At 33.8% G+C, this 25436-nt stretch carries 26 protein-coding genes and 1 pseudogene; 17 read left to right on the top strand and 10 right to left on the bottom strand.

The window, feature by feature from the left end; genetic code table 11:
* The first annotated feature begins 44 nt into the window (after positions 1 to 44).
* On the top strand, positions 45 to 941 hold the full coding sequence (locus AB3G33_RS03340) for a LysR family transcriptional regulator (RefSeq protein ID WP_367755972.1): 897 nt from the start codon (positions 45 to 47) through the stop codon (positions 939 to 941).
* On the opposite strand, the gene nadD is transcribed toward AB3G33_RS03340, so the two are convergent.
* From nadD to AB3G33_RS03315, 5 genes are all read right to left on the bottom strand, one after another.
* Entirely contained in the window at positions 942 to 1553 is a 612-nt protein-coding gene (gene nadD, locus AB3G33_RS03335) for a nicotinate (nicotinamide) nucleotide adenylyltransferase (RefSeq protein WP_367755970.1), read from the bottom strand.
* 86 nt (positions 1554 to 1639) lie between these two features.
* Positions 1640 to 2212 carry a guanylate kinase gene (gene gmk, locus AB3G33_RS03330; RefSeq protein ID WP_367755968.1) on the bottom strand — a complete coding sequence of 191 codons (573 nt, stop codon included), beginning with the start codon at positions 2210 to 2212 and terminating at the stop codon, positions 1640 to 1642.
* A 41-nt stretch (positions 2213 to 2253) separates the two neighbouring features.
* Positions 2254 to 3114, bottom strand: a complete 861-nt coding sequence (locus tag AB3G33_RS03325) for a YicC/YloC family endoribonuclease (protein ID WP_367755966.1) — start codon at positions 3112 to 3114, stop codon at positions 2254 to 2256.
* A 68-nt stretch (positions 3115 to 3182) separates the two neighbouring features.
* The gene (locus AB3G33_RS03320; protein WP_367755964.1) at positions 3183 to 4076 is read right to left on the bottom strand and encodes a DMT family transporter; all 894 of its coding nucleotides are present in this window, start codon (positions 4074 to 4076) and stop codon (positions 3183 to 3185) included.
* Positions 4069 to 4425, bottom strand: a complete 357-nt coding sequence (locus tag AB3G33_RS03315; protein ID WP_367772582.1) for an arsenate reductase family protein — start codon at positions 4423 to 4425, stop codon at positions 4069 to 4071. Before AB3G33_RS03315 ends, AB3G33_RS03320 begins: the two co-directional genes overlap by 8 nt.
* Positions 4426 to 4499: 74 nt before the next feature.
* Between AB3G33_RS03315 and AB3G33_RS03310 the strand changes: the two genes are divergently transcribed.
* Complete coding sequence (locus AB3G33_RS03310) at positions 4500 to 4955, top strand: DinB family protein (protein ID WP_367772580.1); 456 nt, start codon at positions 4500 to 4502, stop codon at positions 4953 to 4955.
* Positions 4956 to 4957: 2 nt separating this feature from the next.
* Here the strand turns inward: AB3G33_RS03310 and AB3G33_RS03305 are convergent, their stop codons facing one another.
* Positions 4958 to 5701 carry a DUF4163 domain-containing protein gene (locus AB3G33_RS03305; protein WP_367772578.1) on the bottom strand — a complete coding sequence of 248 codons (744 nt, stop codon included), beginning with the start codon at positions 5699 to 5701 and terminating at the stop codon, positions 4958 to 4960.
* Between the two features lie 103 nt (positions 5702 to 5804).
* On the opposite strand from AB3G33_RS03305, the gene AB3G33_RS03300 reads away from it, so the two are divergent.
* Positions 5805 to 6947: a cystathionine gamma-synthase gene (locus tag AB3G33_RS03300; protein WP_367772576.1), complete on the top strand. Its 1143-nt coding sequence runs from the start codon at positions 5805 to 5807 to the stop codon at positions 6945 to 6947.
* Positions 6948 to 7031: 84 nt separating this feature from the next.
* Here the strand turns inward: AB3G33_RS03300 and AB3G33_RS03295 are convergent, their stop codons facing one another.
* From AB3G33_RS03295 to metG, 4 genes are all read right to left on the bottom strand, one after another.
* Complete coding sequence (locus AB3G33_RS03295) at positions 7032 to 8288, bottom strand: OmpA family protein (RefSeq protein ID WP_367772574.1); 1257 nt, start codon at positions 8286 to 8288, stop codon at positions 7032 to 7034.
* A 218-nt stretch (positions 8289 to 8506) separates the two neighbouring features.
* Positions 8507 to 9196 carry an HAD family hydrolase gene (locus AB3G33_RS03290; RefSeq protein ID WP_367755952.1) on the bottom strand — a complete coding sequence of 230 codons (690 nt, stop codon included), beginning with the start codon at positions 9194 to 9196 and terminating at the stop codon, positions 8507 to 8509.
* A gap of 7 nt (positions 9197 to 9203) precedes the next feature.
* Entirely contained in the window at positions 9204 to 10115 is a 912-nt protein-coding gene (locus AB3G33_RS03285; RefSeq protein ID WP_367772572.1) for a DMT family transporter, read from the bottom strand.
* 100 nt (positions 10116 to 10215) lie between these two features.
* Positions 10216 to 12276, bottom strand: a complete 2061-nt coding sequence (gene metG, locus AB3G33_RS03280; protein ID WP_367772571.1) for a methionine--tRNA ligase — start codon at positions 12274 to 12276, stop codon at positions 10216 to 10218.
* 322 nt (positions 12277 to 12598) lie between these two features.
* Here metG and AB3G33_RS03275 point away from each other — a divergent pair, with 322 nt between their 5' ends.
* From AB3G33_RS03275 to AB3G33_RS03210, 14 genes and pseudogenes are all read left to right on the top strand, one after another.
* Positions 12599 to 13321: a hypothetical protein gene (locus AB3G33_RS03275; protein ID WP_367772570.1), complete on the top strand. Its 723-nt coding sequence runs from the start codon at positions 12599 to 12601 to the stop codon at positions 13319 to 13321.
* A gap of 158 nt (positions 13322 to 13479) precedes the next feature.
* Positions 13480 to 13650 (top strand): hypothetical protein, encoded by a 171-nt coding sequence (locus AB3G33_RS03270; RefSeq protein WP_367772568.1) that lies wholly within the window; start codon positions 13480 to 13482, stop codon positions 13648 to 13650.
* 93 nt (positions 13651 to 13743) lie between these two features.
* A complete protein-coding gene (locus tag AB3G33_RS03265) occupies positions 13744 to 14283 on the top strand; it encodes a hypothetical protein (RefSeq protein WP_367772567.1) in 540 nt (179 codons plus the stop codon).
* A gap of 197 nt (positions 14284 to 14480) precedes the next feature.
* Positions 14481 to 15752, top strand: coding sequence for a serine--tRNA ligase (gene serS, locus AB3G33_RS03260; protein ID WP_367772565.1), 1272 nt, complete (start codon positions 14481 to 14483; stop codon positions 15750 to 15752).
* 121 nt (positions 15753 to 15873) lie between these two features.
* Positions 15874 to 17652: a tetratricopeptide repeat protein gene (locus tag AB3G33_RS03255; protein ID WP_367772563.1), complete on the top strand. Its 1779-nt coding sequence runs from the start codon at positions 15874 to 15876 to the stop codon at positions 17650 to 17652.
* Positions 17653 to 17713: 61 nt separating this feature from the next.
* Entirely contained in the window at positions 17714 to 18025 is a 312-nt protein-coding gene (locus AB3G33_RS03250) for a DUF4286 family protein (RefSeq protein WP_367772561.1), read from the top strand.
* Between the two features lie 154 nt (positions 18026 to 18179).
* A complete protein-coding gene (gene rsmA, locus AB3G33_RS03245) occupies positions 18180 to 18959 on the top strand; it encodes a 16S rRNA (adenine(1518)-N(6)/adenine(1519)-N(6))-dimethyltransferase RsmA (protein ID WP_367755935.1) in 780 nt (259 codons plus the stop codon).
* Complete coding sequence (gene mgtE, locus AB3G33_RS03240; protein ID WP_367755933.1) at positions 18949 to 20358, top strand: magnesium transporter; 1410 nt, start codon at positions 18949 to 18951, stop codon at positions 20356 to 20358. Before rsmA ends, mgtE begins: the two co-directional genes overlap by 11 nt.
* Before the next feature lie 47 nt (positions 20359 to 20405).
* A complete protein-coding gene (gene proC / locus AB3G33_RS03235) occupies positions 20406 to 21182 on the top strand; it encodes a pyrroline-5-carboxylate reductase (RefSeq protein WP_367755931.1) in 777 nt (258 codons plus the stop codon).
* Positions 21183 to 21635: 453 nt separating this feature from the next.
* The gene (locus AB3G33_RS03230) at positions 21636 to 22028 is read left to right on the top strand and encodes a hypothetical protein (RefSeq protein ID WP_367772559.1); all 393 of its coding nucleotides are present in this window, start codon (positions 21636 to 21638) and stop codon (positions 22026 to 22028) included.
* 50 nt (positions 22029 to 22078) lie between these two features.
* Positions 22079 to 23065, top strand: a complete 987-nt coding sequence (locus AB3G33_RS03225) for a DUF6624 domain-containing protein (protein ID WP_367772557.1) — start codon at positions 22079 to 22081, stop codon at positions 23063 to 23065.
* Positions 23066 to 23194: 129 nt separating this feature from the next.
* Positions 23195 to 23578 (top strand): Dabb family protein, encoded by a 384-nt coding sequence (locus AB3G33_RS03220; protein WP_367772556.1) that lies wholly within the window; start codon positions 23195 to 23197, stop codon positions 23576 to 23578.
* A 115-nt stretch (positions 23579 to 23693) separates the two neighbouring features.
* A pseudogene (locus AB3G33_RS03215) lies at positions 23694 to 24638 on the top strand (2-hydroxyacid dehydrogenase); the annotation flags it as partial.
* 461 nt (positions 24639 to 25099) lie between these two features.
* Entirely contained in the window at positions 25100 to 25381 is a 282-nt protein-coding gene (locus tag AB3G33_RS03210; protein WP_367755923.1) for a TM2 domain-containing protein, read from the top strand.
* The last annotated feature ends 55 nt before the right edge of the window (positions 25382 to 25436 follow it).

Here is a 25436-nt window from a genome sequence, read left to right as displayed (position 1 = left end):
GTAAAAATAATTTAAATTATGTTTGTGATAAATATATTTATATCATGGTCAATCTAGAATGGTACAGAACTTTTAAATCCGTGTATAAAAACGGGAACTTTTCTTTAGCTGCCAAAGAGTTGTTTATAAGTCAACCTGCAGTGAGTCAGCAAATAGCAATGCTAGAGGCCCATGTAGGCTACACGCTTTTTAATCGAAAATCAAAAGGTGTTGAACCAACAGAATATGCTAAGTTACTGAATAACTTGATTATAGAAGCTCTAGACCGATTGGAAAATGTAGAAAATGGATTTCGTGCTAAAGCTTTTAATGCAAACCGATTAATTACAGTTGGTATATCGAAGCATTTATTTAGTAGTATTGGTAGTGCATTGATTTCACAGTATGATTATATAGATTTTAGTTTTCATGAAAACCAAACGCTGTTTGAATTAGTAGATGCTAAAAAACTCGATTTTGCTATTGTGACCAAAAGGTTTGACACCTTCGATACCATTCAAAAAAAGGTAGGAGAAATGAAACAAATTATAGTTGGCTCCAACAATATTGATGCATCCGAGTTGAAATTAAAAATTAAAACTAAAGTTTTTTCACCAATTGAACAATGGTTAAATAATCAAAAGTGGTACAGTCATGATGCTGGAATTCCACACATCAAATTGTTTTGGCTACATGTTTTTAATAAAAAAAGGCCAACAATGATTTCTAATTATATTATTCCATCAGAATATGAAATGCTTGGAGTTCTTGCTAAAAATACAGGAGTAGCAGTAGTTTGGGATATTAATGCTAAGTGTTTTATAGAAGAAAAAAGAATTCAATTATTATGGAATAGCAAACTCATGCCAAGTACGGAAGTTTTTTTATTGTCAGGAAAAAATGATAATTTTAATACCGCTTTTCAAGAAATTGAAGTAGTTCTAAGGACAATATTTGAATAATTATTTTTTATAAAAATTATTGTGATCAATGTATTCCCAAACTTTAGTTGGCAAAAGTGGTTGAATATTTTTTCCTGCTTTAATATTATTGCGAATAAATGTAGAGGAAATTTCAACTACTGGTGCATCAATTAAATGAATTTTAGGATGGTTTTTAAGTTCTACATTTTGCTGCGCCAGTTCGCCTTTCAGGCTCGTGTCAGCTTCTGATGAAATGCGAGGATACACATAGATATCATGATTTTGTAAAATAACTTCGTAGTTTTTCCATTTGTGCAACGACTTTAAGTTGTCTTCGCCCATAATTAAAGAAAACTCGTAGTTTGGAAATTTCTCTTCCAAGTGAACCAAAGTGTTCACCGTATAATTGGGCTGTGACAACTTAAATTCTATATCGGAAGGTTTCAATTTTGGAAAATCTTCGGTTGCTAAATGAACCATTTGTAATCGATGGTAATCATCAAGCAAAGTACTTTTCTTTTTGTGTGGATTATGTGGCGTAACTACCATCCAAACTTGATCTAAATCAGAGTGCTCCGCCATATGGTTTGCAATAATAAGATGCCCAACATGAATGGGATTAAAAGTTCCGAAATAGAGTCCTATTTTCATCGATTTAATTTAAAGATTTAAAAAACTCAAGAATTGAAAGATTATCATTGGTTTTTAAATCTTTCAATTCTTTAATTTTTTAATTTTTATTTACTTACAAAATCCTTCACCAATTGATAGGCTTCTTCCAAAGCAATATCTAAATCGTAATTTTTAATTACAACATCAAATTGCGGAGCTGTAGCTAGTTCAACTGATGCTTTTGCAATTCGCATATTAATTTTGTCTTCACTTTCGGTGGAGCGCTTTTTTAGACGAATTTTTAACTCATCAATACTTGGTGGCTTTACAAATACGGCTAAAGTTTCTTCTGGATATTTAGATTTAATACGTAAACCACCAGCAACATCAATATCAAAAATTACATTTTTACCTTTGGCCCAGATGCGTTCGATTTCGCTTTTTAAAGTTCCATAGAAGTTGTCTCTATAGACCTCTTCCCATTCTAGGAAATCTTCGTTTTTGATGTGTTTTTTGAATTCTTCAGTTGAAATGAAATAATAGTCTTTTCCGTTTGTTTCTTCCCCTCGAGGATCACGAGAAGCTGCAGAAATAGAGAATTCTAAATTCAAATCAGGTTTGCTTAGTAAATGCTTAACTATGGTTGTTTTTCCAGATCCCGATGGTGCCGAAAAAACAATTAATTTTCCTTTTTTCATTTTATGCTGAATTTATTTCGGTATTTTTTTAATGCCGAAACCTACAATACGTTTAAAACCTGTTCTTTAATTTTTTCTAATTCGTCTTTCATTTGAACGACTAATTTCTGCATTTGTGCATGATTGGATTTAGAACCCATAGTATTGATTTCACGCCCCATTTCCTGAGTAATAAAACCTAATTTTCTACCGTTGGCTTCGGTTCCATTTATAGTTTCTAAGAAATAATCCAAATGATTAGTTAAACGCACTTTTTCTTCGGTAATGTCTAATTTCTCTAGGTAATAGATTAATTCTTGTTCAAAACGATTTTCATCAACGTTTACTTGCAATTCAGCAATGGCAGTTTGTAAACGGTCTTTTATAGCTTGTACGCGTTCAGGGTCTAATGCTAATGCATCAGTCATGTACTGGCGAATGTTACCTATTCGCAATTGAAATTCTTTTTCAAGTGACATTCCTTCATCTTTTCTAAAAGTCAAGATGTTTTGGACCGCTTCTTCAATAACAGTTTGGATCTGTACCCAGTCATTTTCGTCGATTTCGTCGCGCTCAATTTTTAATGCATCGGGCATTCTTACCGCCATTTTCATCAATTCGGTTTCATCAGCAGCGGCATAAACTTCTCTTAACTGGCTGATGTATGCTTTCACAATTGGGACATTAACTTTAGTTGTGGTTTGTTCAGCGGTACTTTCGATAAAAATAGAAAAATCTACTTTTCCTCTTTCTAATTTTGATGCGATTTGAGTTCGTAAACCCAATTCCATTTCGCGGTACAGCGAAGGCATTCTTACATTAAGGTCAAGACCTTTACTGTTTAAAGATTTTACTTCTACTGTTATTTTTTTGGTTGGTAGTTGCAAAGTAGCTTTACCAAAACCTGTCATTGATTGTATCATATAGTTGTATAAAGAGGTCAAAGATAATGAAAAGCGAATTAACCCACAAAGAGCCTGTTTTTTAAGGTTTATTCCTTTCTTTCAGATGGTTTTTGGGTAACCATATACACCCCTAAAAAGATTAAAATGGCCGAAATAATTTTCACTAAACTCAAATCATCTTTCCCAAGGCCAATCGCAAATACAGTTGCGAATACAGGTTGTAGATAAATAAATACAGCCACTGTTGTTGGTTTTAATTCCTTCATGGTAAGTAAATTCAATAAATAGGTTACAAAAGTCGAAATAACGACTACAAATCCTATTTTCCAATATATAGCTACAGGGACTATTGACCAGTTAACTATTTCAAATTGGCTCCAGCCAAAAGGCAAAACCATTAAAAAACCAAATAGATAAATCCATTTTACAAAAGTAAAAGCATTGTATTTCTCCATCAATTTTTTGACAATGATTAAATAAAAACCATAAGAAACGGCATTTAAAAAAACGAGAATATTTCCTAAAGTGGCATTTGTGGCGGTACCAATTGATTTGCCATAAAGAATTAAAAAACCAGTTCCTATTAAACCCAGAGAAATCCCAGCAACCATGCGTTTCTTCATTCGTTCTTTCATAATAATTGCCGAAAGGACTAAAACAATCATAGGCGTGGTAACCATAATTACGGATGCCGAGATGGGTGAAGTAAGGCTAAGTCCTTTAAAAAAAGTTAGCATATTGAAGGCCACGCCAAAAAAAGCAGCAACAATAATTCGGGGAAAATCATTAGTTGCTATTTTTTCTTTAGGCATAAACAACCAGCAGAACCAGAATAAAAGCATAGCACCACTTACACGCAATAAAATGAAGCCATAAGCATCAATATAGGTAGGCATGACATCTTTGGCAATGGTAAATGTAACGCCGTATATTATGGAAACAATAGTTGCACCAAAAAGAGCAATATTTCTTTTAGACATTATTTAATGCTTTCATCACTTGAAGCATGTTTTGCTGCGTTCCGCCAACAAAAACATTACCGTTAATAACAAAAACGGGACGACTTAAAAACGTATAGTGTTCTAAAATGTATTTTTTATAATCATCTTCAGTCAAGGTTTGATCCTTCAAATTCATAGATTTATACAATTGTGCTTTTTTACTAAACAATGCCTCGTAACTGCCTGATAATTGATACATTTCATCCAATTCTTCAGTAGTTAAAGGATTTTGCTTGATGTCTCTAAAAACAAGATTATTGCCTTTAGGTAAGGTTTTAATAATTTTTCGACAAGTATCACAAGAAGCGATGTAATAGATTTTGTTCATAATAATTTCAATTTCTTTGTGCAAAGAAAAATCATTTGAAACTGAAAATGATTATTTTTATCAAAAAATTAGAAATGAACACATCATTAGACGTTACCAGAACCAGTAGAAAAATGTTATCTCAAATTTTAAAAGGATATACATTAGCACAATTGAACACCATTCCTGAGGGACATAATAATAATTTAATTTGGAATATTGCCCACATCGTAGTGGTGCAACAAATGCTAGTTTATAAATTATCGGGTCTTCCAATGAATATTTCAGATTCGTTGGTCGAAAAATATAAAAAAGGGACAAAGCCAGAACAAGATGCAACGCAAGCTGAAGTAGATGAAATTTATAATTTACTGATGGATACCATCGATCAAACGGAGATTGATATGAATAATAATAGTTTTGTTAGCTACCAAGAATACCCCACTTCAACAGGTTTTGTTTTGAAAAATACTAAAGACGCTATGTTTTTTAATAGTTTTCATGAGGGGATTCATATTGGCGCTATTCTAGGTATTAGAAAATTCATTTAATTTTATTTTAATACCAAATAAGGATTTGCTTCTTTATAGGATATGAGCAACTCTTTTGGTCCATCTGCAAAGGATGCCGCTTCGTATGAGTTATAATACAATAACAATCCACGGTCAGTATAAAATATATTGAGCGGCAAGTGGAATACATTATTTTCAAATAAGTAGCCAGTTGAATTGATATTTTTGTCGTTAGGGATTTTATATTTAATTCTGAATTTATTCTCTGCAAACGCTTTAAATCCATTTTGGTCTTTAAACAATTGACTGTTCGAAATTGTTTTCCCTGTTGCAGGATCAAAAAGTAGTGAACGTAAGCCTTGGTATCCATGAGCTCCACCAGTATAAGTATAGTGCTTGATTTCAATATTTAAAATACTATCTGAGACGTATTTTACGGATCCCTCGATTTTTGCTTCCCAACCAAAACTGTCTTTTGGGAATTCTTTTTGTAGTTTTTCATAGGAATCAATAAAGGACCTAGAGAGATCATTATAATTGTTTGCTGCGTATGGCTTTTCGCCAAAGTATACAATCTCTTTTAAAACTGAAAAGACTTTTTTATTGATGTTGTCAGCTACATCGGGGACGTCTTTTGCAATTGGAATTTTTATACTAATTTGAGGACAATTCTCTTTGCAGGGTAAACTCGTTTTTTTTAAGAATGATTGATCTTCAAAAACTAGCTCCTTAGAACAACGTGCCATAGAAAAAAGTAATAGGCTAAAAAGGATAATATTTTTCATCTCAAAAAGTGTTAATTTAATACAAAGGTATGGACTTGCTCCTTGTCAGGAATAATTTTAGCGGTAAGTTTGAGTAACCATTAAAACAGTAAAATTTAAAGATATGAAATTCAATACAAAAACAATACATGGAGGGCAACATCATGATCCGTCAACTGGAGCAGTTATGCCACCCATTTTTCAAACTTCGACATATGCACAAACAAGCCCAGGCAAACCAATTGGTGATTATGTATATAGTAGATCTGCAAATCCTACAAGATCAGCTTTAGAGGAAGCATTAGCAAGTATTGAAAATGGAGCAAAAGGATTGGCTTTTTCATCTGGATTAGCAGCTACTGATTGTTTGTTGCGTTCTTTTAAAGCGGGTGACGAAATTATTACAATGGACGATTTATATGGAGGTACGTATAGAATGTTTACTAAAATATATCATAATTCAGGAATTAAGTTTCATTATGTTGATATGAATGATTTGAAGAATGTTACATCATTAATTAACGAAAACACTAAAATGATTTGGGTTGAAACACCTACAAATCCATTAATGAAATTAGCCGATATTGCTGCAATAGCAAAAATTACTAAGGCTAATAATATTCTATTTGCAGTAGACAATACTTTTGCTACACCTTATTTGCAACGTCCATTGGATTTAGGTGCCGATGTGGTAATGCATTCGGCTACAAAATACCTTGCTGGACATTCTGATGTAGTGGCTGGGGCTTTGATTACTAAAACAGCTGAACTGGGGAAGCAATTGCACTTTCAGCAATTTGCGACAGGTGCTACTCTTGGGCCAATGGATAGCTTTTTAGTTCTAAGGGGAATAAAAACGTTGCACTTAAGAATGCAGAGGCATTGTGAAAACGGAGAAAAAGTGGCTGAATTTTTAAATAATCATCCAAAAGTAAAAACAGTCTATTACACAGGACTACCAAGTTATCCGTTTCATGAAATTGCTAAAAAGCAAATGAGTGGTTTTGGCGGAATGGTTTCTTTTGATTTTGTTTCAGGTAAAAAAGAAGATTCAATTGATTTCTTGGAAAAAGTTAAACTATTTACTTTGGCAGAATCTTTAGGAGGAGTTGAATCATTGGCAAATCATCCTGCTTTAATGACACATGCATCGATTCCTGAAGATAAACGTGCCGCAGTTGGTATTACTGATGATTTAGTGCGTTTAAGTGTAGGTGTAGAAGATATTGAAGATTTATTGGAAGACTTAAAGAATGCATTAGCATAAAAGCCTCTTATTACAGGTTATTTATAAATAAAAAGCCCCAAATCTAAATTTTAGATTTGGGCTTTTATTTTATTTAAGAATAAATTATTTTATTCTGAAAGTAACTTTTCTTACTAGTTTTCTAGCTAATTCTGAATCTTTATCAACTGAATTATCTTCACCAGCTGCGATAACGTTCAATCTTGAAGCGTCAACATTAGCTTTTAATAAAATGCTTTTCACTTTAGCAGCTCTTGCATTAGATAATTTATCATTGTAAGCAGATCTTCCAATTTCGTCAGCATGACCAATAATATCAACTGAAGCTGTAGGATTGTTTCTTAAGTAAGTTAAGATAAAATCGATACCTTCTGTAGAAACATTTGTTGGTGTAGATTTGTTAAAATCAAAATAAGTAGCAACATAGCCACCATTAATTAAGCTTTTGATTAATTCATTGTTGCTTAACATTGGAGATTTGTCAGTTTTACTTGTATAGTTCTTCATGATGTAGTTTTCTACGTCATCTGGAACATTATTGTTGTTTGCGTCAACTGATACACCTTTAGTGTTAACTAAAGCACCTGCAGCAGTGTTAGGCTCTTGATCTAAATAATCAGCTACACCATCATTGTCAGTATCAAGCATTTTGTTCTCGATTGCAGCAATTTTTGCGTCAATTCCGTCTAAACGATCTTCATTGTCAATAACCCAGTCAGCATGTTTTACATTTTTACCTAAGTAAACTGTTAAACCAACTGTACCGTTGAAAAGAATTCCTTGAAATCCTTGGTGAGGACGAAATGTTGCAGCATCAAATGTGTGATCTTGTGCAGCATTAAGAATAGTTGTAAAATCACCTGTTAATGATACTCTGTTAGATAATTTAATTTGTCCAGTTACACCAGCCATAAAGTTACCCATTCTGTCTTTTACAGCAGAGTTTTGGTCTTCTAATTGAGCTAAACCAAAACCAGCGTGACCTAATAAACCAATTGTATTAGTCCAAGTTTCGAAACTCATGATTCTTCCTAAGTTAGCTACTGCTTGTAAGTCAACTCTGTAGTACTTAGTACTAAAGTCTTTAGAACTATTTTGTCCTTCAAAACTGTTGTAACCAAAGTCAGCTTTCAAACCAAATTTGTTATTAAACATGTATCTTGCTCCTAAATCAATTACATAAGGACTTGGTGTAGATGTAAAATAACCTGAAGTCATAGGTCTTTGTGGTTTGTTAACACCACCAGCCAATTCAATAGACCATTTGTTGTAATCTTCTTTTGTACTCTTTTCTGTCTCAGTTTGAGCACTCATTGTTGTAAATGCCGCAGCAAATACCAACGTAAGTATAAGTTTTTTCATTTTTTTCATTTTTAAATTCTAGGCAAAAATACGATATAATGTTTAATAAGAAATTTCAAACAGTTAATTATGTAATAATTAGCATTAATTCTGTAAATTGCGGGGAATGCTTAGGTTATTACTAATTTTTTACCTGTTTTTTTGCGAATATAAATTGCTAAACATTAATTTTTGTGACTTGATTTAGTTAGGGAAGTTATAAAAAGACGCGTTTTTATTTATAAAATGGTCTTTAAAACATCTGAAATTCTAATAAAGGCATTAAAATTAGTATGCTCCACCTTATAATCAATTTTTTCATGAGCCCAAGTAGTGTGAAACGGGATGTGAACAGCGTAACCGCCAATCGCTAAAACAGGTAAAACATCTGATTTTAAAGAGTTCCCTATCATAATGAATTCCTCTGGTTTTATTTCCAATCGCTTAATCAAATCAAGATAGTCCACTTCTTGTTTGTCTGACATGACTTCTATATGATGAAAGTATTTCCCTAATCCAGAATTGTGTAATTTTCTGCGTTGATCTAATAAATCTCCTTTAGTCGCTACAACTAGTTTGTATTTGCCATGTAAAGCTTCCAAGGTTTCTTCAACTCCGTCTAATAAAACAATAGGTTTCTCAATCAATTCCTTTCCGTACTGTATGATTTTTTCGATAATTTCTATTGGAATGGTATTGTTAGAAATTCTCATTGCCGCTTCAATCATAGAAAGGATGTATCCTTTTATGCCATACCCATACATTTTTAAATTATCAATTTCCACTTTAAACAGTTCTTGCGAAATTCCTTGATGCGATAAATAATCTTCCATCAAACCACAAAACTTCTTTTCGGTTTCATCAAAATAGGTTTCATTGATAAATAAAGTGTCATCTGCGTCGAAGGCTATTACTTTTAAATTTTTCATATTGTTTTTATGCTATCAAAGAGGTATCCTCTTTTGTTTTATTAAATATATTTTTTATTGAAAAGGTTTTCGTGTAAAAAGTAATTCGGATACCCAAAAGCAAAATCATACCACCAATTACCATATTGATTGTAATTTTCTCATCTAAAAACGCCCAAGCTAAAATAGAGGTGAGAACTGCTTGACCCAATAAACTCAACGAAACTCTTGTGGGACGCATGTGTTGGGTTGCGTAACTAACCGATAACCAAGCCATCAGTTGACAAACAACGGCTTGAATCAATAAAACGAACCAACCCGAATTTGAAAACCCAGAAAAAGGCTCATTCATCCAGATGCATACTACTGCTAAGTAGAGAGTGGATGCCAGTAAACTAATAGTCATAAAGGACAGTACATCTATATGAGTCAGTGCTTTTTTACTAACCAATAAATAGATGGAGTAGAAAATTCCTGATAATACAGCTAATAGAAAGGAATTGTTAAAATCTAATTCCAGAAAGAATTTAAATCCCACTAACATCGCCATTCCAAAAAGGGCTACTATAGTTCCTATCCAAAAATTTAGAGCTGGTTTGGTTTTTAAAAACACATAAGAAATAATTCCCACCCATAACGGTGACAAATTGGTCAATAAAGAAGCTTGGGTTGCACTTGATTCCTGAATGGCAATATTCCAAACCGCAACATCCGAAGCAAATAAAACACCACAAAGGATTGCCAGTATCAAGTGTTTTTTCTCAGGTAATTTAAATTTTTTAGTGACAAGCACATAAGGTAATAACAAAGAAACAGCAATTGCCATCCTGTAAAATGCAGAAATTAACCCAGGAGCCAGCTTGAGTTTAATCAATATAGGGAAAATCGAAATACAAAGTATCCCGAAAACTAAAGCTAATCTTGGTTTTGCATTGGTCATTCTTTTTGCTATTAACTAATATAAACACGAATTTCACTAATTTACACAGTGTAGTTGGTGAAAAATAGTGAAATTCGTGTTTATACACTTTTCTTTTTTCTTAATTTATCGTCTCCCCATTTGCAACACCATCGGTATCTGGATTTACAAAAACCAATTTTCCTTCAGTATTAGTAGACATCAAAATCATTCCTTGGCTTTCTACACCACGCAAGTTTCTTGGAGCTAAATTCACTAAAACTGTAACTTTCTTTCCAATGATATCTTCCGGTTTAAAGCTTTCTGCAATTCCTGAAACAATCGTGCGAACATCTATTCCAGTATCCACTTTTAAAATCAACAATTTGTTGGCTTTTGGCATTTTCTCTGCTTCCAAGATCGTTCCTACACGAATATCCATTTTGGCAAAATCGTCAAACTGAATCGCTTCTTTTTGTGGTTCTGCTTTTTTGTTTTCGGCAGTATTAGCGGTTTTAGTCGCTTCTAGTTTGTCAATTTGTTTCTGAATTTTCTCGTCTTCAATTTTTGCAAAAAGCAATTCTGCTTCACCTATTAAGTGTCCACCCGCAATTAAATCTGAAGTTTCTGAAATTGTACTCCAACTCAACGGACTTTCGATTTTCAATATTCGTGATAATTTTGTTGCTGTAAAAGGCAAGAACGGTTCGCAAAGTGAACTCAAAGCCGCAGCAATTTGAAGTGCTACATACATTTGAGTTTGAACACGACCTTCGTCGGTTTTTATCACTTTCCACGGCTCTTCGTCGGCCAAATATTTATTTCCTAAACGAGCCACATTCATTAATTCTCCAAGCGCTTCTCTAAAACGGTAACGCTCTAAAGAACTTGAAATAACTGCTGGATAGGCTTTCAATTCCGTTAAAGTTGCTTCATCCACTTCTGATAAGGTATTCGGGCTTGGAACAACTCCTTCGTAATATTTATTAGTCAAAACGACTACGCGGTTAATGAAGTTTCCAAAAATGGCAACCAATTCATTATTGTTTCTTGCTTGAAAATCTTTCCAAGTAAAGTCATTATCTTTTGTTTCTGGCGCATTTGATGTCAAAGCATAACGCAAAACATCTTGCTGATTTGGGAATTCTTCCAAATATTCGTGCAACCAAACTGCCCAGTTTTTAGAAGTCGATAATTTATTTCCTTCCAAGTTCAGGAACTCATTTGCTGGCACATTGTCTGGCAAAATATAGCTTCCTTCGGCTTTCAACATCGCAGGGAAAATAATACAATGAAAAACAATATTGTCTTTCCCTATAAAGTGAACCAATTTCGTATCTTGATCTTTCCAGTAAGGCTCCCAATCTTTTCCTTCGCGCAAAGCCCATTCTTTAGTAGAAGAAATGTAGCCAATTGGGGCATCAAACCATACATATAATTTTTTTCCTTCGGCACCTTTAACAGGAACATCAATTCCCCAATCAAGGTCACGCGTTACTGCACGAGGCTCAAGCCCGCCATCGATCCACGATTTTACTTGTCCGTAAACATTAGGTTTCCAGTCGTTTTTATGTCCTACAAGAATCCATTCTTTCAAGAAATCTTCGTAACGGTCCAAAGGTAAAAACCAGTGTTTCGTTGATTTCATAATAGGAGTTTCTCCCGTAATTGTTGATTTTGGGTTTATTAAATCCGTTGCGTTTAGTGTAGAACCACATTTCTCACATTGGTCACCGTATGCTTCTTCATTACCACATTTTGGGCAAGTTCCAGTTACAAAACGGTCAGCCAAGAACTGATCTGCTTTTGCATCATACAACTGCTCTGTTACTTGTTCTATAAAATCACCTTTTTCATATAATGTTCTAAAAAATTCCGAAGCAGTGTCATGATGAATTTTAGCCGAAGTTCTTGAGTAATTATCAAACGAAATTCCAAAATCAGAGAATGATTTACGGATTATTCCATCATATTTATCAATTACTTCTTGAGGAGTAATTCCTTCTTTTTTCGCTTTCATAGAAATTGCCACACCGTGCTCGTCGCTTCCGCATACAAACAAAACGTCTCTTCCTTGTAATCTCAAGTAACGAGAATAAATGTCTGATGGTACATAAACACCCGCCAAATGGCCAATGTGAATTGGTCCGTTCGTATAAGGCAATGCTGCTGTAATCGTATATCTTTTTGGATTCTGTATCATGATTCAATTTTATTGAGTGCAAAAATAAGCAATAGAATTTTATTTGTAGCTATTTAGCTCCGCTGAATCTTCGATGTCCCGCTATCCGTTGCAATCTTATTATTTTTAAAGGAAAAAGAGAAAGGATTTTCACTGCAGATGAAGTTCACTGTACTCCGCAAAAATAGAAATTAAGTGAAGTAATCGGGGCTATGGATCTCTACTTAACTTGAAATTTGAATGCCAATGTGGGAAACCGTAAAGGATTGTATTTCAGTTATATTAAGTTTGTAGTTAGAGTGGCAAAAAATGCTGTTTTAATTAAAAACCTAATTTAAGTAAAATGAGAAAATTAATTACATTACTAATTATTGTACTATTACTATTTCCTAAAAAAGTAGAAGCTCAAAATAATGCCGCTGGTGCTTTAGCAGCCGTAGCTGGTTTAGCTGCTATCGGTGCGGGTATATTTGCCGCTGACCAAATGGAAGAACAAGCTGAACTAACTGCAACACAATGGATATTAAAGAACCACCCTGAATTAACTAGTTTTTCATTAAAAACATTGGCTTTTAATGGTAAAAAATTGAAAGATATGTCTTCTGTTTCTGTTATTTTATATAATATCCAGGAATTTCAACCTCAAGAAAAACCAGTTTTAAATGGTAAAAAACAGGTTTTGTTCGGATTTACTAGTAATGGTTGGGTAAGTGAAAATGGAGTTAATTTTGATAAAGTAAAATGGTATTTAATTGATGAAAGCGAATGGGTTAAAATGATGACCTCTTACGTAAAAGTTGCTTCTGGAATTAATGATAATAGTTTAATTAAAAATAAATTAATTGAGGGTAAAATTGTAAATAAAGGTTTGAAAGTTAATGGCAAACTTGTTGTTCCTTTCTTTGAGTTGTCTGGTGATATGTATGTAGTTACTGATTATTCAAGCGAAATGAAATTTATATATAATGAAAGATCACTAGGGATTTTTCTAAAAGACACTAGGGATTTAGTTCAGATAGGAAGAAGTGAGATAATTGATATACACGAATACTTTTTTAGTAAATAATTTTAGTGAATTTGGCACAAGTTCGCAGTTTGTGCTTAAATTATTTTTAATACGTTTAAACAATTTAAGTTTGAACTTAATACATTAGTAGGTAAAGCCACATTTTTAATGTGGCTTTTTTTATATTTGCAAACTAGAATTTAAGATGATTGTATATCATGGCAAAAGGACCCGAAAAAAACACTAAAAACAAGGCTTTGCATACCAAATTGCTAAATCGAAAAAAAGCCAAGCTTCAAGAGGAGAAAAAAGCAAGTGCCTTACGTTTGAAAGCTTTAGTTACAAAAATGAATCAGCAAAAGAATAGTAACGATTCTGAGATCAATTAACAAGTAGCGTTAATTAACAAGTAGCTAAAAAAACATTTCCATTCCTCGCTATTTTACCCGAAATTTGCTCCACACTCCTTAAAAATTAAACAAATGGAATTTGGTAAAATAATTATTTCAGAAACGGCAGTAGGTAGCGAAAACCCACAAGATGTAATCAATTCTAATATATCGGTAATTAACTTAATGCGTGAGGAAAAAATGGAGGACGATTTGATTCATGAAGATGCAATCATGAGTTATTATTTAGATTATTATAATGCACAATGTACCGAAGGGAATTTTGCTCAATTTGTTTACAATTCAGGCTGGAATAGAGAATTAAACGAATTAGTAGAGGAAGGTTTGGCTTTGATTGGTGCTGAGAAACACTTGGAGTTTTTTCAACTACAAAGCAAGAAAGCTAAATTAATGAGCAGTGTAAAACGAGATAAATTCCTAAAAGGAAAACTAGAAGGTGTAAATCCTACTAGAGATATTTTAAACACACCATCATTTGCAACAATCGAAGAAGATTTAGTGACTTTAAACGCTAATTTTTTAAAATCCCATCCAGATACAGAAGTGCTTTCAGTAGATGATATGTTTGCTGTTTTGGAGGAATTTGTGGGTCACGAAATAAAAAGAGCTTAATGATTTAGATTATTTAGCAAATTATTACAAAGAAAAAACGAAAGGGTAAGCCCCTAAATTTAGCAAAACTTCGCAAATCTCTGTGTCTTCTTTGTGCCTCTTTGCGAAAATATTTCCTTAAAACTTTCCGCTGTAAGTATTAAACATTTCCTTAAATTTGCTTCCATTATATAAAAGAAGATTAATAAAATCAAGCTATGTTACAAATCGCATTTATTAGAGAGAATCAAGAAAAAGTAATCACCGCTTTGGCAAAAAGAAATATGGATGCCACTAGCGCTGTTGAAGAAGTTGTTCAATTAGATGAAAAACGTCGTGCTACACAAGTGGAGTTAGACGGAATTTTATCTGAATCTAATAAATTATCCAAAGACATTGGTGAATTGATGAAAGCGGGAGAGAAATCAAAAGCCGCAATCCTAAAAGAAAAAACAGTTTTACTAAAAGAAAAAAGCAAAGTTTTGGCTGAATCAGCTGATGCGTTTGCAGCCGCACTTTTAGAAAAATTATATACTTTACCCAATCTTCCTGCTGATATTGTTCCTGTGGGAAAAACGCCAGAAGAGAACTTAAATGTTTTTGAAGAAGGGGAGATCCCAGTTTTACACGAAGGTGCACAACCACACTGGGAATTGGTAAAAAAATACGACATCATCGATTTTGAGTTAGGAGTAAAAATTACGGGTGCAGGATTTCCTGTTTATAAAGGTAAAGGGGCAAGATTACAGCGTGCTTTGATCAATTATTTTTTAGACAAAAACACAGCAGCAGGTTACAATGAAGTGCAAGTTCCTCATATGGTAAACGAAGCTTCGGCATATGGAACTGGGCAATTGCCAGACAAAGAAGGGCAAATGTACCATGACAAAACGGATGATTTGTACTTAATTCCTACGGCTGAGGTTCCAGTGACGAATTTGTTTAGAGATGTAATCTTGAGCGAAAACGAATTACCAGTTTTAACAACTGCATATACACCATGTTTCCGAAGAGAAGCAGGTTCTTACGGTGCACACGTTCGTGGATTGAATCGTTTGCATCAATTTGATAAAGTCGAAATTGTACGCGTGGAGCATCCTGACAACTCTTACAAAGCGTTGGATGGAATGGTGGAACACGTAAAAGAAATTCTAAACGAATTAAAATTACCATACAGAATTTTACGCCTTTGTGGTGGCGATATGGGGTTCACATCGGCTTTGACTTATGATTTTGAAGTTTTTTCTACAGCACAAGACCGTTGGTTAGAAATTTCTTCTGTTTCTAATTTTGAGACTTTTCAAGCCAATCGTTTGAAATTACGTTTCAAAGACAAAGACGGAAAAAACCAATTGGCACACACACTAAACGGAAGTTCATTGGCTTTGCCAAGAGTATTGGCTGGAATTTTAGAAAATTACCAAACTCCAGAAGGAATTGTAATACCTGAGGTATTGCGTCCGTACTGTGGTTTTGATATTATAAATTAAAAAATGTAACATATAAGTCATATCAGTTTTTGTAAAAATTCCAAAATGAAGGTGATGCAAAAATTGATATGATTTATATGTTTATAAAATTGATGTTTGACAAAACAAACTATAATTAATAATGAAAAAACTCTTTCTACATATCACTTTGTTTTTTTCATTAGTTTGTTTTTCTCAAAACGAGCAATTGGCACAGTATTATTATGACAAAGGTGATTTTGAAAAAGCCAAAATAAGTTACGAAGAGTTACTGGAAAGCATACCTCAAAACTTGCAGTATTTCCTGAGAACTGTAGATTGCTACCAACAGTTACAACAATACGACATTGCCGAAAAAGCAATTCAAGCTCGCCTTGATAAATACAAACAAGGGAGTCTTCTAGTAGAATTAGGATACAATTTCCAACTCCAAAAAAAAGAGGATAAAGCTAAAATTAATTACGATTTAGCCTTAGACCGAATTCGGAAAAACCCGAATGAAGTATATGCGATTTCTAATTCATTTGAGAAGAAAGTATTATTGGACTATGCCTTAAAATCATATCAAATAGCTTCTGATCTCGTTCCTAATTATAATTTTAATTATCAAAAAGGACTGCTTTATGGGCAAATGGGAAATACTGAAATGATGATTTCGACCTTTCTTGACGAAGCTTTAGCCAATCCTCAAAATTCGATATTGATACAAAATCAATTAGCACGGTACATTACTGACGATGGCGATGCTGATTTTAGTAATCTTTTGCGAAAAGCATTAATTCTTAGAGTTCAAAAAAGCCAAGACCTATTTTGGAATCGGTATTTGAGTTGGTATTACGTCCAACAAAAAGAGTTTTCAAAAGCATTTATTCAGGAAAAAGCCATTTATAAGCGCAATCCAGAATCGCTAGCTAATATTGTTAGTTTGATTCAGCTTGCCATTGAAGAAGAGGATGAAGCCACTGCCAATGAAATGTTGAGTTTTGTAATAGAAAACACTAAGGATATAGAGTTGCTCGTTCAAGCGCATTCGTATATAATAAAATTAAAAATTGCTAAAGCCCAAGAAAGAGATTTTCCTGCAATCAACTCACAATTAGAGCGTTTGTTGACAGAATATGAAATAACACCTTTTACCTTATCTTTGCAATTGATTCAGGCGCATTTTGTAGCTTTTAATTTGAAAAACCCTGAAAAAGCAAGAGTAATAATAGCAAAAGCACTGGAATTACAATTGAATGATTATGATGTTGCGAAGGTGAAAATGGAGTTGGCAGATATTTTGCTGTATGAAGAAAAATTCAACCAAGCGTTGATTTATTATTCACAGATTGAAATGGATTTAAAGAATGATATTGTGGCACACGAAGCCAGTTTGAAAGCTGCAAAAACGAGTTATTTTAAAACAGATTTCGTTTGGGCGTTGAAGCAGTTCAAAGAACTAAAATCGGCAAATACACAATTGATTGCTAATGATGCTCTGGAGTATTTTTTGTTGATTAATGACAATACTGTTGCTGATTCGACACAAACGGCATTAGCGGCATTTGCCAAAGGAGATTATTTGTTGTATCAAAATAGAAATCAGGAAGCGATTATACAGTTTCAGTCCATTTTGCAAAAATTCAAAGGACAGGAAATAGAAGCAGTAACGCTATTACGATTGGGTAAAATCTATGAAAAAACAGCCGATTATAATTTGGCTTTAAGCCAATATCAAGCAATTATTGACCATCATAGTGACGGAATTTACATAGATGAAGCACTGTATTTTTCAGCAGAAATTTATAATAAAAAAATAAACGAACCCGAAAAGGCAAAGCCATTATATGAAAAAATACTCTTTGGTCATGAAGACAGTATTTATTTTGTAGAAGCAAGAAAAAGCTTCAGAAGATTAAGAGGAGATAAAAATCTATAGAAAGGTTAATCGGTTATTTGGTTAACCGATTAAACAATTAACCAGTTAACCCAATTAACACATGATAATATACAACGTTACCACAAACATACATGAAAGCGTTCACGATCAATGGATGATCTGGATGCAACACAAACACATACCTGAAATTCTGGCCACAGGGAAATTCTCTTCTGCTCGATTAGTTCGCGTTTTGATAGAGGAAGAAATGGGCGGAGTTACCTATTCGGCTCAATATACTACAGACAGCAAAGAAACATTAGAAAAATATTACCAAGAAGATGCCCCTGGATTTCGTGAAGAAGGAGCAAAATTATTTGGAGACAAAATGCTGGCTTTTAGAACAGAATTAGAAGTGATTTCGGATCATTAAATAAGTATTCAGTTTAGGTGTTTCTGCATCAAAAAGGAATTTAGTAGCTACATTAGAGGAAGCAAATGATCTTCTCTAATTTAAAAAATAGTTTAAGGAATAAGTATTGAGTTGGGAAACTTGGAACTTTAACATTAAACTTTAAACACAAAACATGGAAAAAGTAAAAGCCAAAAAACACCTCGGACAACATTTCTTGAAAGACGAAAGCATTGCTAAAGACATTGCTGATACGTTGAACCTAGAAGGGTATGATGATGTATTAGAAATAGGACCTGGAATGGGAGTGTTAACAAAATACTTGTTAGACAAGCCCATAAATACGTATGTAATCGAGATTGATACAGAATCTGTTACCTACTTAGATGAAAATTATCCAAAATTAAAAGACAAGATTATCTCAAAAGATTTCTTGAGATACAATATCAATGAAGTTTTTGAAGGCAAACAATTTGCGATTATAGGGAATTTCCCGTACAATATATCGACACAAATTGTTTTTAAAACGTTGGAAATGAGAGATCAAATTCCTGAATTTGCAGGGATGTTCCAAAAAGAAGTGGCGCAACGTATTTGTGAAAAAAAAGGAACAAAAGCCTACGGAATATTATCAGTTTTGGCGCAAGCATTTTATGATGCTGAATATTTATTTACTGTTGACGAAAATGTTTTTATTCCGCCACCCAAAGTAAAATCAGGGGTGTTGCGTTTGCGTAGAAAAGCAGATTACAGTTTGCCTTGTGGCGAAAAGTTATTTTTTACGGTAGTGAAAACCGCTTTTCAACAACGTCGTAAAACATTACGTAACAGTTTAAAAACGCTAAACTTATCCGATAATTTACGAGAAGATCCTATCTTTGATCTTCGTCCAGAACAGCTGGATGTAGCACAATTTATAGCATTGACCCAAAAAATTGAAGCCGATGGAATTTAAAATCAGTAAAGACTTAATTCAGCAAATAGCACAACTTATTCAAGAAAAAAATAACCAGCAACTGGAAGTTTTGTTGAATGATATGCATCATGCTGATTTTGCAGAAATTCTGGATGAGGTTAGCATCGAGGAAGCTACCTATATTTTCCAAGTTTTAGACAGTGAGAAAACAGCCGAAATTCTCCTTGAATTGGACGATGATTTACGAGAGAAAATATTAAGCCGATTGTCTTCGAAAGAAATTGCAGAGGAGCTCGATGAGTTAGAAACCAATGATGCGGCCGATATTATTGGAGAGCTTTCCAAGGATAGAAAAGCCGAGGTAATATCGGAACTTCAAGATATTGAACACGCCAAAAGTATTGTCGATTTATTGCGTTATGACGAGGATACAGCGGGTGGAATCATGCACAAAGAATTGGTAAAAGTCAATGAGAATTGGAACGTGATGACTTGCGTAAAAGAAATGCGAATACAGGCAGAAAATATTTCCAGAGTACATTCAATTTACGTTGTTGATGACGACAATAAGCTCAAGGGACGTTTGTCGCTGAAGGATTTGCTGACGGCGCCAACTACCAAAACGCCAATAAGCGAATTTTATATTCGAAAACTGAATTATGTAGGTGTTGAAATGGCTGATGTTGAGGTAGCCCGAATAATGGATAAATACGACCTCGAAGCTATTCCAGTTGTGGATGAATTGGGGCGTTTGGTAGGTCGCATCACGATTGATGATGTGATTGATGTCATAAAAGACGAAATAGAAAAAAGGGATACCGAAGATATTCAAAAATTTGGTGGTTTGGAAGCACTTGAATTACCCTATGTGCAAACAAGACTTTTCGAAATGGTCAAAAAACGGGCCACTTGGTTGGTAATTTTATTTGTTGGAGAAATGTTTACCGCTTCGGCAATGGGATTTTTTGAAGGAGAAATCGAAAAAGCGGTTGTTTTGGCACTGTTTGTTCCACTTATCATTTCGAGTGGGGGGAATTCTGGTTCACAAGCCGCCACTTTGATTATTCGTGCTATGGCGTTGAAAGAATTAGACCTCAAAGACTGGTGGTTTGTAATGAAAAAAGAAATTGCCTCAGGATTTTTATTGGGTTCTATATTAGGGATTGTAGGATTTATTAGAATAATGATTTGGCAACAAACGGGATTGTATCAATATGGTATTCATTGGGTTGCGGTTGCAATGACGGTTTCAATTTCATTAGTATTTATAGTTTTATGGGGAACACTTTCAGGCTCGATGATACCTTTTTTATTAAAAAAACTTAGATTAGACCCTGCAACATCTTCAGCACCATTTGTAGCAACTTTGGTAGATGTGACAGGTTTGGTTATTTATTTTACAATTGCTTCCTTATTATTAAAAGGGAAGTTATTATGAAAACCAGACTGAATTTAAAATTTATTAATTAATAAACCACAACCAGCATGAAAGTACATATTATTGGCGGAGGAAACTTAGGAGTTGCCATCGCAAAAGGATTATCTAAATTTTCGCAAGGAAATCAAATCACCATTACAAGAAGAAACACCGCCAGCATTTTATATTTGGAAGAACAGGGCATAACGGTTTCTACGGATAATACACAAGGAATTCAAGAAGCAGATATTGTGATTTTAACCATAAAACCATACCAAGTAGATGTAGTTTTGGCCGAAATTCTTCCCGTAATTTCAAATAAAGTAATCGCCTCAGCTGTAAGTGGCTTATCGATAGAAAATTTACAAAACAAGATAGGATCTGGTAATAGCGCCATCCGAATCATGCCAAATATTGCGTCCCAATTTGGTGCCTCAGCAACCTGTATTGCTTTTCATGAAAAAGACAAAGAGAAAGCCGAAAATACGGTCGCTCTTTTCAAAGATTTAGGGACAGCGCCTATAATTGATGAGAAATTAATGGATGCAGCTACAGTACTTGCCGCCTCTGGAACCGCTTTTGCCTTGCGTTACATCCGTGCATCGATGCAAGCTGGAATCGAAATAGGATTTGACTGGAAAACCGCATTGGCTATCTCAGCACAAACAGTAAAAGGAGCAGCCGAAATGGTCATGGAAGAACAAGTACATCCAGAACAATTAATCGACCGTGTAACTACGCCACAAGGCTGTACCATTGCGGGATTAAACGAAATGGAAATGCACGGATTCAGTTCGTCCTTAATACGCGGAATAAAAACTTCATTGAAACAAATCAAAGGATAATAATTATTTGGGCGTGCCCCCATTAATAAAAAGGGTCTTATCAGCAGGAATGTTGATAAGACCCTTTTTTTAATGGTGTCGAGCTATCCGCGCTACTTCGGTAGCTAGCTTCTATCCCTCACGCAGCCTCGAATGTGTTTTGAGTTTGGTTTTTCAAATCAAAAATCAGCAATCGTTACTCTTTATTCAAAAATCTTTTTTATTACAATTGAGGCAAATCACCATACTCTTTAGTTTTGTTGGTTTTTGTGGTAGTTTTTAAGCCAATTAGCTTAATTAACAATGATTATATTTGTTTCAATGGAGAAACAAAACTACTTTTAATAGTATCATTTGATATTATCGATAAAATCAAATTGCTTTTTTTAATAATAATTCAGGAAGTAACTTATAAATAAGTCAAAAAGTACGCAACCAATTGGAAAAATTCGTATCATATTTAAAACAATAATTATGAAAATACCTTTAATATACTTTGCGTTAATTTTCACTTTGTTTAGTTGTTCAACAAGTGAATCGACTATGGTTGCTAATTCTATTGTTGGAAAATGGGATTGGGTTCAATCTAGCGGAGGCATAACTGGAGAAACTACAACTCCAAGTTCCACAAATAAATCCATGAGTGTTGAAATTTCAAAGTCAGAAGTAAAAACCTATGAAAACGGAAATTTAACAACAACTGAATCCTATTCAATTCAAGCTAAAGAATCTATTTTTGGAGAAAAGAAACCAATGTTAGTTTATCTTTCAGGAAAACCTAGTCAATCATTTAGTGTAGAAGGAGCAAAATTGTTTTTGAGTGACGAGTGTTACGATTGTTATCAAATTGAATATGTTAAGCAATAATTTCCTAACTTGGAAATTTATTATTAGAAGTTAACAACAGTAGAATTAAAATGAAAAAAATAACCAATCTTATCCTATTAATCTTAACAACTTCTGTTTCATTCGGACAAAATCCATCCAATGAATATTATAAACTAGTTACTAAAGCAGATTCGCTTTACGAGGCAAAAGACTATTTAAATTCGGGATCGGTATACTCAAGGGCATTTGAAATTAAGGGATGGAAAATTAGAGCCAATGATCGATATAACGCTGCTTGTTCATGGGCATTAGCCAAAGTTCCAGATAGTTCATTTTATCAACTCGAATCAAAGGAAATAAAAAGAAGTTATACAAATTACGATCATACAATTATTGATGAAGATTTAGCTTCTCTTCATAATGACAAACGTTGGGCAGCCTTTTTAAAGGAAGTGAAACGAAATAAACTTAAAAAGGAAGCTAAGCTAAATTCTATTTTGGTAACCGAATTAAAGGCTTTAAATGATGAAAATCAAAATCTTTTAAAGGATATGCCTGAATTTGTAAATAAGAATGGAAGTAATACGCAAAAAATGCTCGCTTTTAATAAAACAATTGATGAGGGAAAGACAAAAATTAAACAAAAAATAGATGCTATTATTGCTAAGGATGGTTGGCCAAGCTCTGATTTATTAGGTTTGAAAGGGGAGTATATTTTATCAGCTCTAGTTATGAGTCTAGATTTAAAAGACAGTAAAAAGTATTTGCCTTTAATTAAGGAGTCTGTTAAAAAAGGAGAGTCAATGCCAGAATATTTGGCAATGTATGAGGATCGATTTCTTACCATGCAAAATAAAAAACAAATTTATGGAACTCAAGTTGGTCAAGATCCGCAAACAAAAACATATTATATTTTACCATTGAAAGATCCAGAGAATGTTGATAAAAGAAGAGGAGAAATATATCTCAGTCCTCTGTCTGAATACATTAAAGTATGGAAAATGAAATGGGATGCGAAGCAATATATAAAAGATTTACCTTCAATAGAAAAAAAACTCGGGAGCCATTATCAATAAAAATTCACTTTTTTTGCATTTAGATAATTAAAATTTAATTCAAAAAGAATGCTAAATTCATTTAGAGAACAACCTTATCTCTACCAGTTAAAGGATTGAAATATTTCGTATATTTCAAAAAAAAGCAAAATGAAAAAAGTATTAATAATTACGTTACTAATTATGGCAAGTTGTGCTACTGTAAATGCCCAAAAAACCCATAATAAACAATTGCTACGTCATGCGGTTATGTTTGGTTGGAATGAAAATACAGATCCTGCATATATCAATAAAGTGGTAGCTGCATTGAGTGATTTAGAACATAAAATCCCAGTTATAAAGGCATTCGAATGGGGAACTAATAATAGTCCTGAAAACTTAAATAATGGTTTGACGCATTGTTTTACTTTGACATTTACTAGTGAAGCAGATAGGGATGCGTATCTTATTGATCCAGCTCACAAAGCTTTTGTGGCGCTTTTAAATCCTGCACCAGATAAAGTGACGGTTTTTGATTATTGGGCTACAAACTAGATTCCCTTATTTATACTATTTTATAATTGGAACTTGATTCTTACAATCCAGCAGACAAATCATGCAATTTCACTATTAAGAATTGTAACTTTGAACAACATTAAATTATAGAACAATGTTGAAACCAGAAAACATTAAAATACTTCATATCGATAGCAATAACCCTATATTATGGGGACAATTGCAAACCCTAGGTTTTACCAATCAGGAGGATTTCACTTCTTCCAAAGAGGAAATTGAAGCCAAAATTCAAGATTATCACGGCATCGTTATCCGTAGTCGTTTCAAGATTGACAAGCAATTCTTAGATAAAGCCACAAATTTACAGTTTATAGCTCGTGTAGGCGCTGGTCTGGAAAGCATTGATTGTGATTATGCCGAAACTAAAAACGTGACGCTTATTGCTGCGCCTGAAGGAAATAGAAACGCCGTTGCTGAACATACTTTAGGAATGATTCTTTCGCTGTTCAATAAACTGAATAGTGCTGATAGAGAAATCCGTTCGGGGCATTGGAATCGGGAAAGCAATCGCGGTCATGAACTCGATGGAAAAACCGTTGGGATTATTGGCTACGGAAACATGGGGAAATCGTTTGCTAAAAAACTACGCGGTTTTGAGGTGGAAGTATTGTGTTATGACATTTTAGAAAATGTGGGTGACTCCAATGCAAAACAAGTGTCATTAGAAGAATTTAAGCAAAAAGTAGATGTGGTGAGTTTACATATTCCATGGACGCCAGAAACCAATAAAATGGTTAATGCTGATTTTATTAATGGATTTGCTAAGCCGTTTTGGATCATCAATACTTCGAGAGGAAAGAACATTGTTACTACTGATTTGGTTGCTGCTATGCAATCGGGTAAAATTATGGGAGCAGGATTAGATGTGTTGGAATATGAGAAATTATCTTTTGAAACGCTGTTTCAAGAGGAAAACACGTCTGAAGCTTTTCAGTATTTATTAGAAGCACCAAATGTAATTTTGACTCCGCATGTAGCTGGTTGGACCTTTGAAAGTCACGAACGACTGGCACAAGTAATTGTAGATAAAATCAAAGCAAAATATTTTGGAACTCCTGAAAATACAATAGCTGAAAAACGAGTTACAGGAATTGGCGGTATTTTTTTTAAATCTAAAAATCCAAAAGAACTAGTGGAATGGTACGGAAAGTATCTTGGGTTAAAGACAGATGACTATGGATCCACTTTTTGGTGGAAGGACAACAAAGGGCTAGATTGTTCAACACAATGGTCTCCGTTTGCAAATGATACTACTTATTTTGCGCCAAGCGAAAAACAATTCATGCAAAACTTTAGAGTTGATAATCTAGAGAAGCTGTTGTTGCAATTAAAACAAGAAGGCGTGACGGTTGTAGGCGAAATGGAATCCTATGATTATGGGAAGTTTGGTTGGATTGTAGATATCGAAGGAAATAAAATTGAACTTTGGGAGCCTATTGACAGTGTTTTTAAATAAAATTTAATACTTTTAATACTCGAAATCAATTAATTATAGTTGTCATGGAGCATTCAAAACAAGAACATTGGAACAATCCGCAACCAGTAGAAGAAGACAATAAAAGGCTAGCGGCAGGATTATTAGCGATACTTTTAGGTCCGTTTGGGATTCATAAATTTTTATTGGGATATACTTCCGAAGGAATTATTTGGTTGGTCATTAGTCTTTTTACACTTGGATCTGTTACAGGATTATTAGGGGTAATTGAAGGAATTATTTATTTGACAAAATCGGATGAGGAGTTTTATCAAACGTATCAAGTACATAAAAAAGGTTGGTTTTAAGTATAAAAAAAATCTCAACAATTGTTGAGATTTTTTTTATACTTATATATAGAAG

It is taken from the genome of Flavobacterium sp. WC2421, from assembly GCF_040822115.1.
GTDB lineage: Bacteria > Bacteroidota > Bacteroidia > Flavobacteriales > Flavobacteriaceae > Flavobacterium.
The sequence above is the reverse complement of the archived record's forward strand: the minus strand, read 5'-3'. Positions and strand labels throughout refer to the sequence as shown.

Coding starts and splice junctions, on each gene's coding strand:
- AB3G33_RS03340 (WP_367755972.1), top strand. CDS start 45: ATGGTCAATCTAGAATGGTACAGAACTTTTAAATCCGTGTATAAAAAC.
- nadD (WP_367755970.1), bottom strand. CDS start 1,553: ATGAAAATAGGACTCTATTTCGGAACTTTTAATCCCATTCATGTTGGG.
- gmk (WP_367755968.1), bottom strand. CDS start 2,212: ATGAAAAAAGGAAAATTAATTGTTTTTTCGGCACCATCGGGATCTGGA.
- AB3G33_RS03325 (WP_367755966.1), bottom strand. CDS start 3,114: ATGATACAATCAATGACAGGTTTTGGTAAAGCTACTTTGCAACTACCA.
- AB3G33_RS03320 (WP_367755964.1), bottom strand. CDS start 4,076: ATGTCTAAAAGAAATATTGCTCTTTTTGGTGCAACTATTGTTTCCATA.
- AB3G33_RS03315 (WP_367772582.1), bottom strand. CDS start 4,425: ATGAACAAAATCTATTACATCGCTTCTTGTGATACTTGTCGAAAAATT.
- AB3G33_RS03310 (WP_367772580.1), top strand. CDS start 4,500: ATGAACACATCATTAGACGTTACCAGAACCAGTAGAAAAATGTTATCT.
- AB3G33_RS03305 (WP_367772578.1), bottom strand. CDS start 5,701: ATGAAAAATATTATCCTTTTTAGCCTATTACTTTTTTCTATGGCACGT.
- AB3G33_RS03300 (WP_367772576.1), top strand. CDS start 5,805: ATGAAATTCAATACAAAAACAATACATGGAGGGCAACATCATGATCCG.
- AB3G33_RS03295 (WP_367772574.1), bottom strand. CDS start 8,288: ATGAAAAAACTTATACTTACGTTGGTATTTGCTGCGGCATTTACAACA.
- AB3G33_RS03290 (WP_367755952.1), bottom strand. CDS start 9,196: ATGAAAAATTTAAAAGTAATAGCCTTCGACGCAGATGACACTTTATTT.
- AB3G33_RS03285 (WP_367772572.1), bottom strand. CDS start 10,115: ATGACCAATGCAAAACCAAGATTAGCTTTAGTTTTCGGGATACTTTGT.
- metG (WP_367772571.1), bottom strand. CDS start 12,276: ATGATACAGAATCCAAAAAGATATACGATTACAGCAGCATTGCCTTAT.
- AB3G33_RS03275 (WP_367772570.1), top strand. CDS start 12,599: ATGAGAAAATTAATTACATTACTAATTATTGTACTATTACTATTTCCT.
- AB3G33_RS03270 (WP_367772568.1), top strand. CDS start 13,480: ATGGCAAAAGGACCCGAAAAAAACACTAAAAACAAGGCTTTGCATACC.
- AB3G33_RS03265 (WP_367772567.1), top strand. CDS start 13,744: ATGGAATTTGGTAAAATAATTATTTCAGAAACGGCAGTAGGTAGCGAA.
- serS (WP_367772565.1), top strand. CDS start 14,481: ATGTTACAAATCGCATTTATTAGAGAGAATCAAGAAAAAGTAATCACC.
- AB3G33_RS03255 (WP_367772563.1), top strand. CDS start 15,874: ATGAAAAAACTCTTTCTACATATCACTTTGTTTTTTTCATTAGTTTGT.
- AB3G33_RS03250 (WP_367772561.1), top strand. CDS start 17,714: ATGATAATATACAACGTTACCACAAACATACATGAAAGCGTTCACGAT.
- rsmA (WP_367755935.1), top strand. CDS start 18,180: ATGGAAAAAGTAAAAGCCAAAAAACACCTCGGACAACATTTCTTGAAA.
- mgtE (WP_367755933.1), top strand. CDS start 18,949: ATGGAATTTAAAATCAGTAAAGACTTAATTCAGCAAATAGCACAACTT.
- proC (WP_367755931.1), top strand. CDS start 20,406: ATGAAAGTACATATTATTGGCGGAGGAAACTTAGGAGTTGCCATCGCA.
- AB3G33_RS03230 (WP_367772559.1), top strand. CDS start 21,636: ATGAAAATACCTTTAATATACTTTGCGTTAATTTTCACTTTGTTTAGT.
- AB3G33_RS03225 (WP_367772557.1), top strand. CDS start 22,079: ATGAAAAAAATAACCAATCTTATCCTATTAATCTTAACAACTTCTGTT.
- AB3G33_RS03220 (WP_367772556.1), top strand. CDS start 23,195: ATGAAAAAAGTATTAATAATTACGTTACTAATTATGGCAAGTTGTGCT.
- AB3G33_RS03210 (WP_367755923.1), top strand. CDS start 25,100: ATGGAGCATTCAAAACAAGAACATTGGAACAATCCGCAACCAGTAGAA.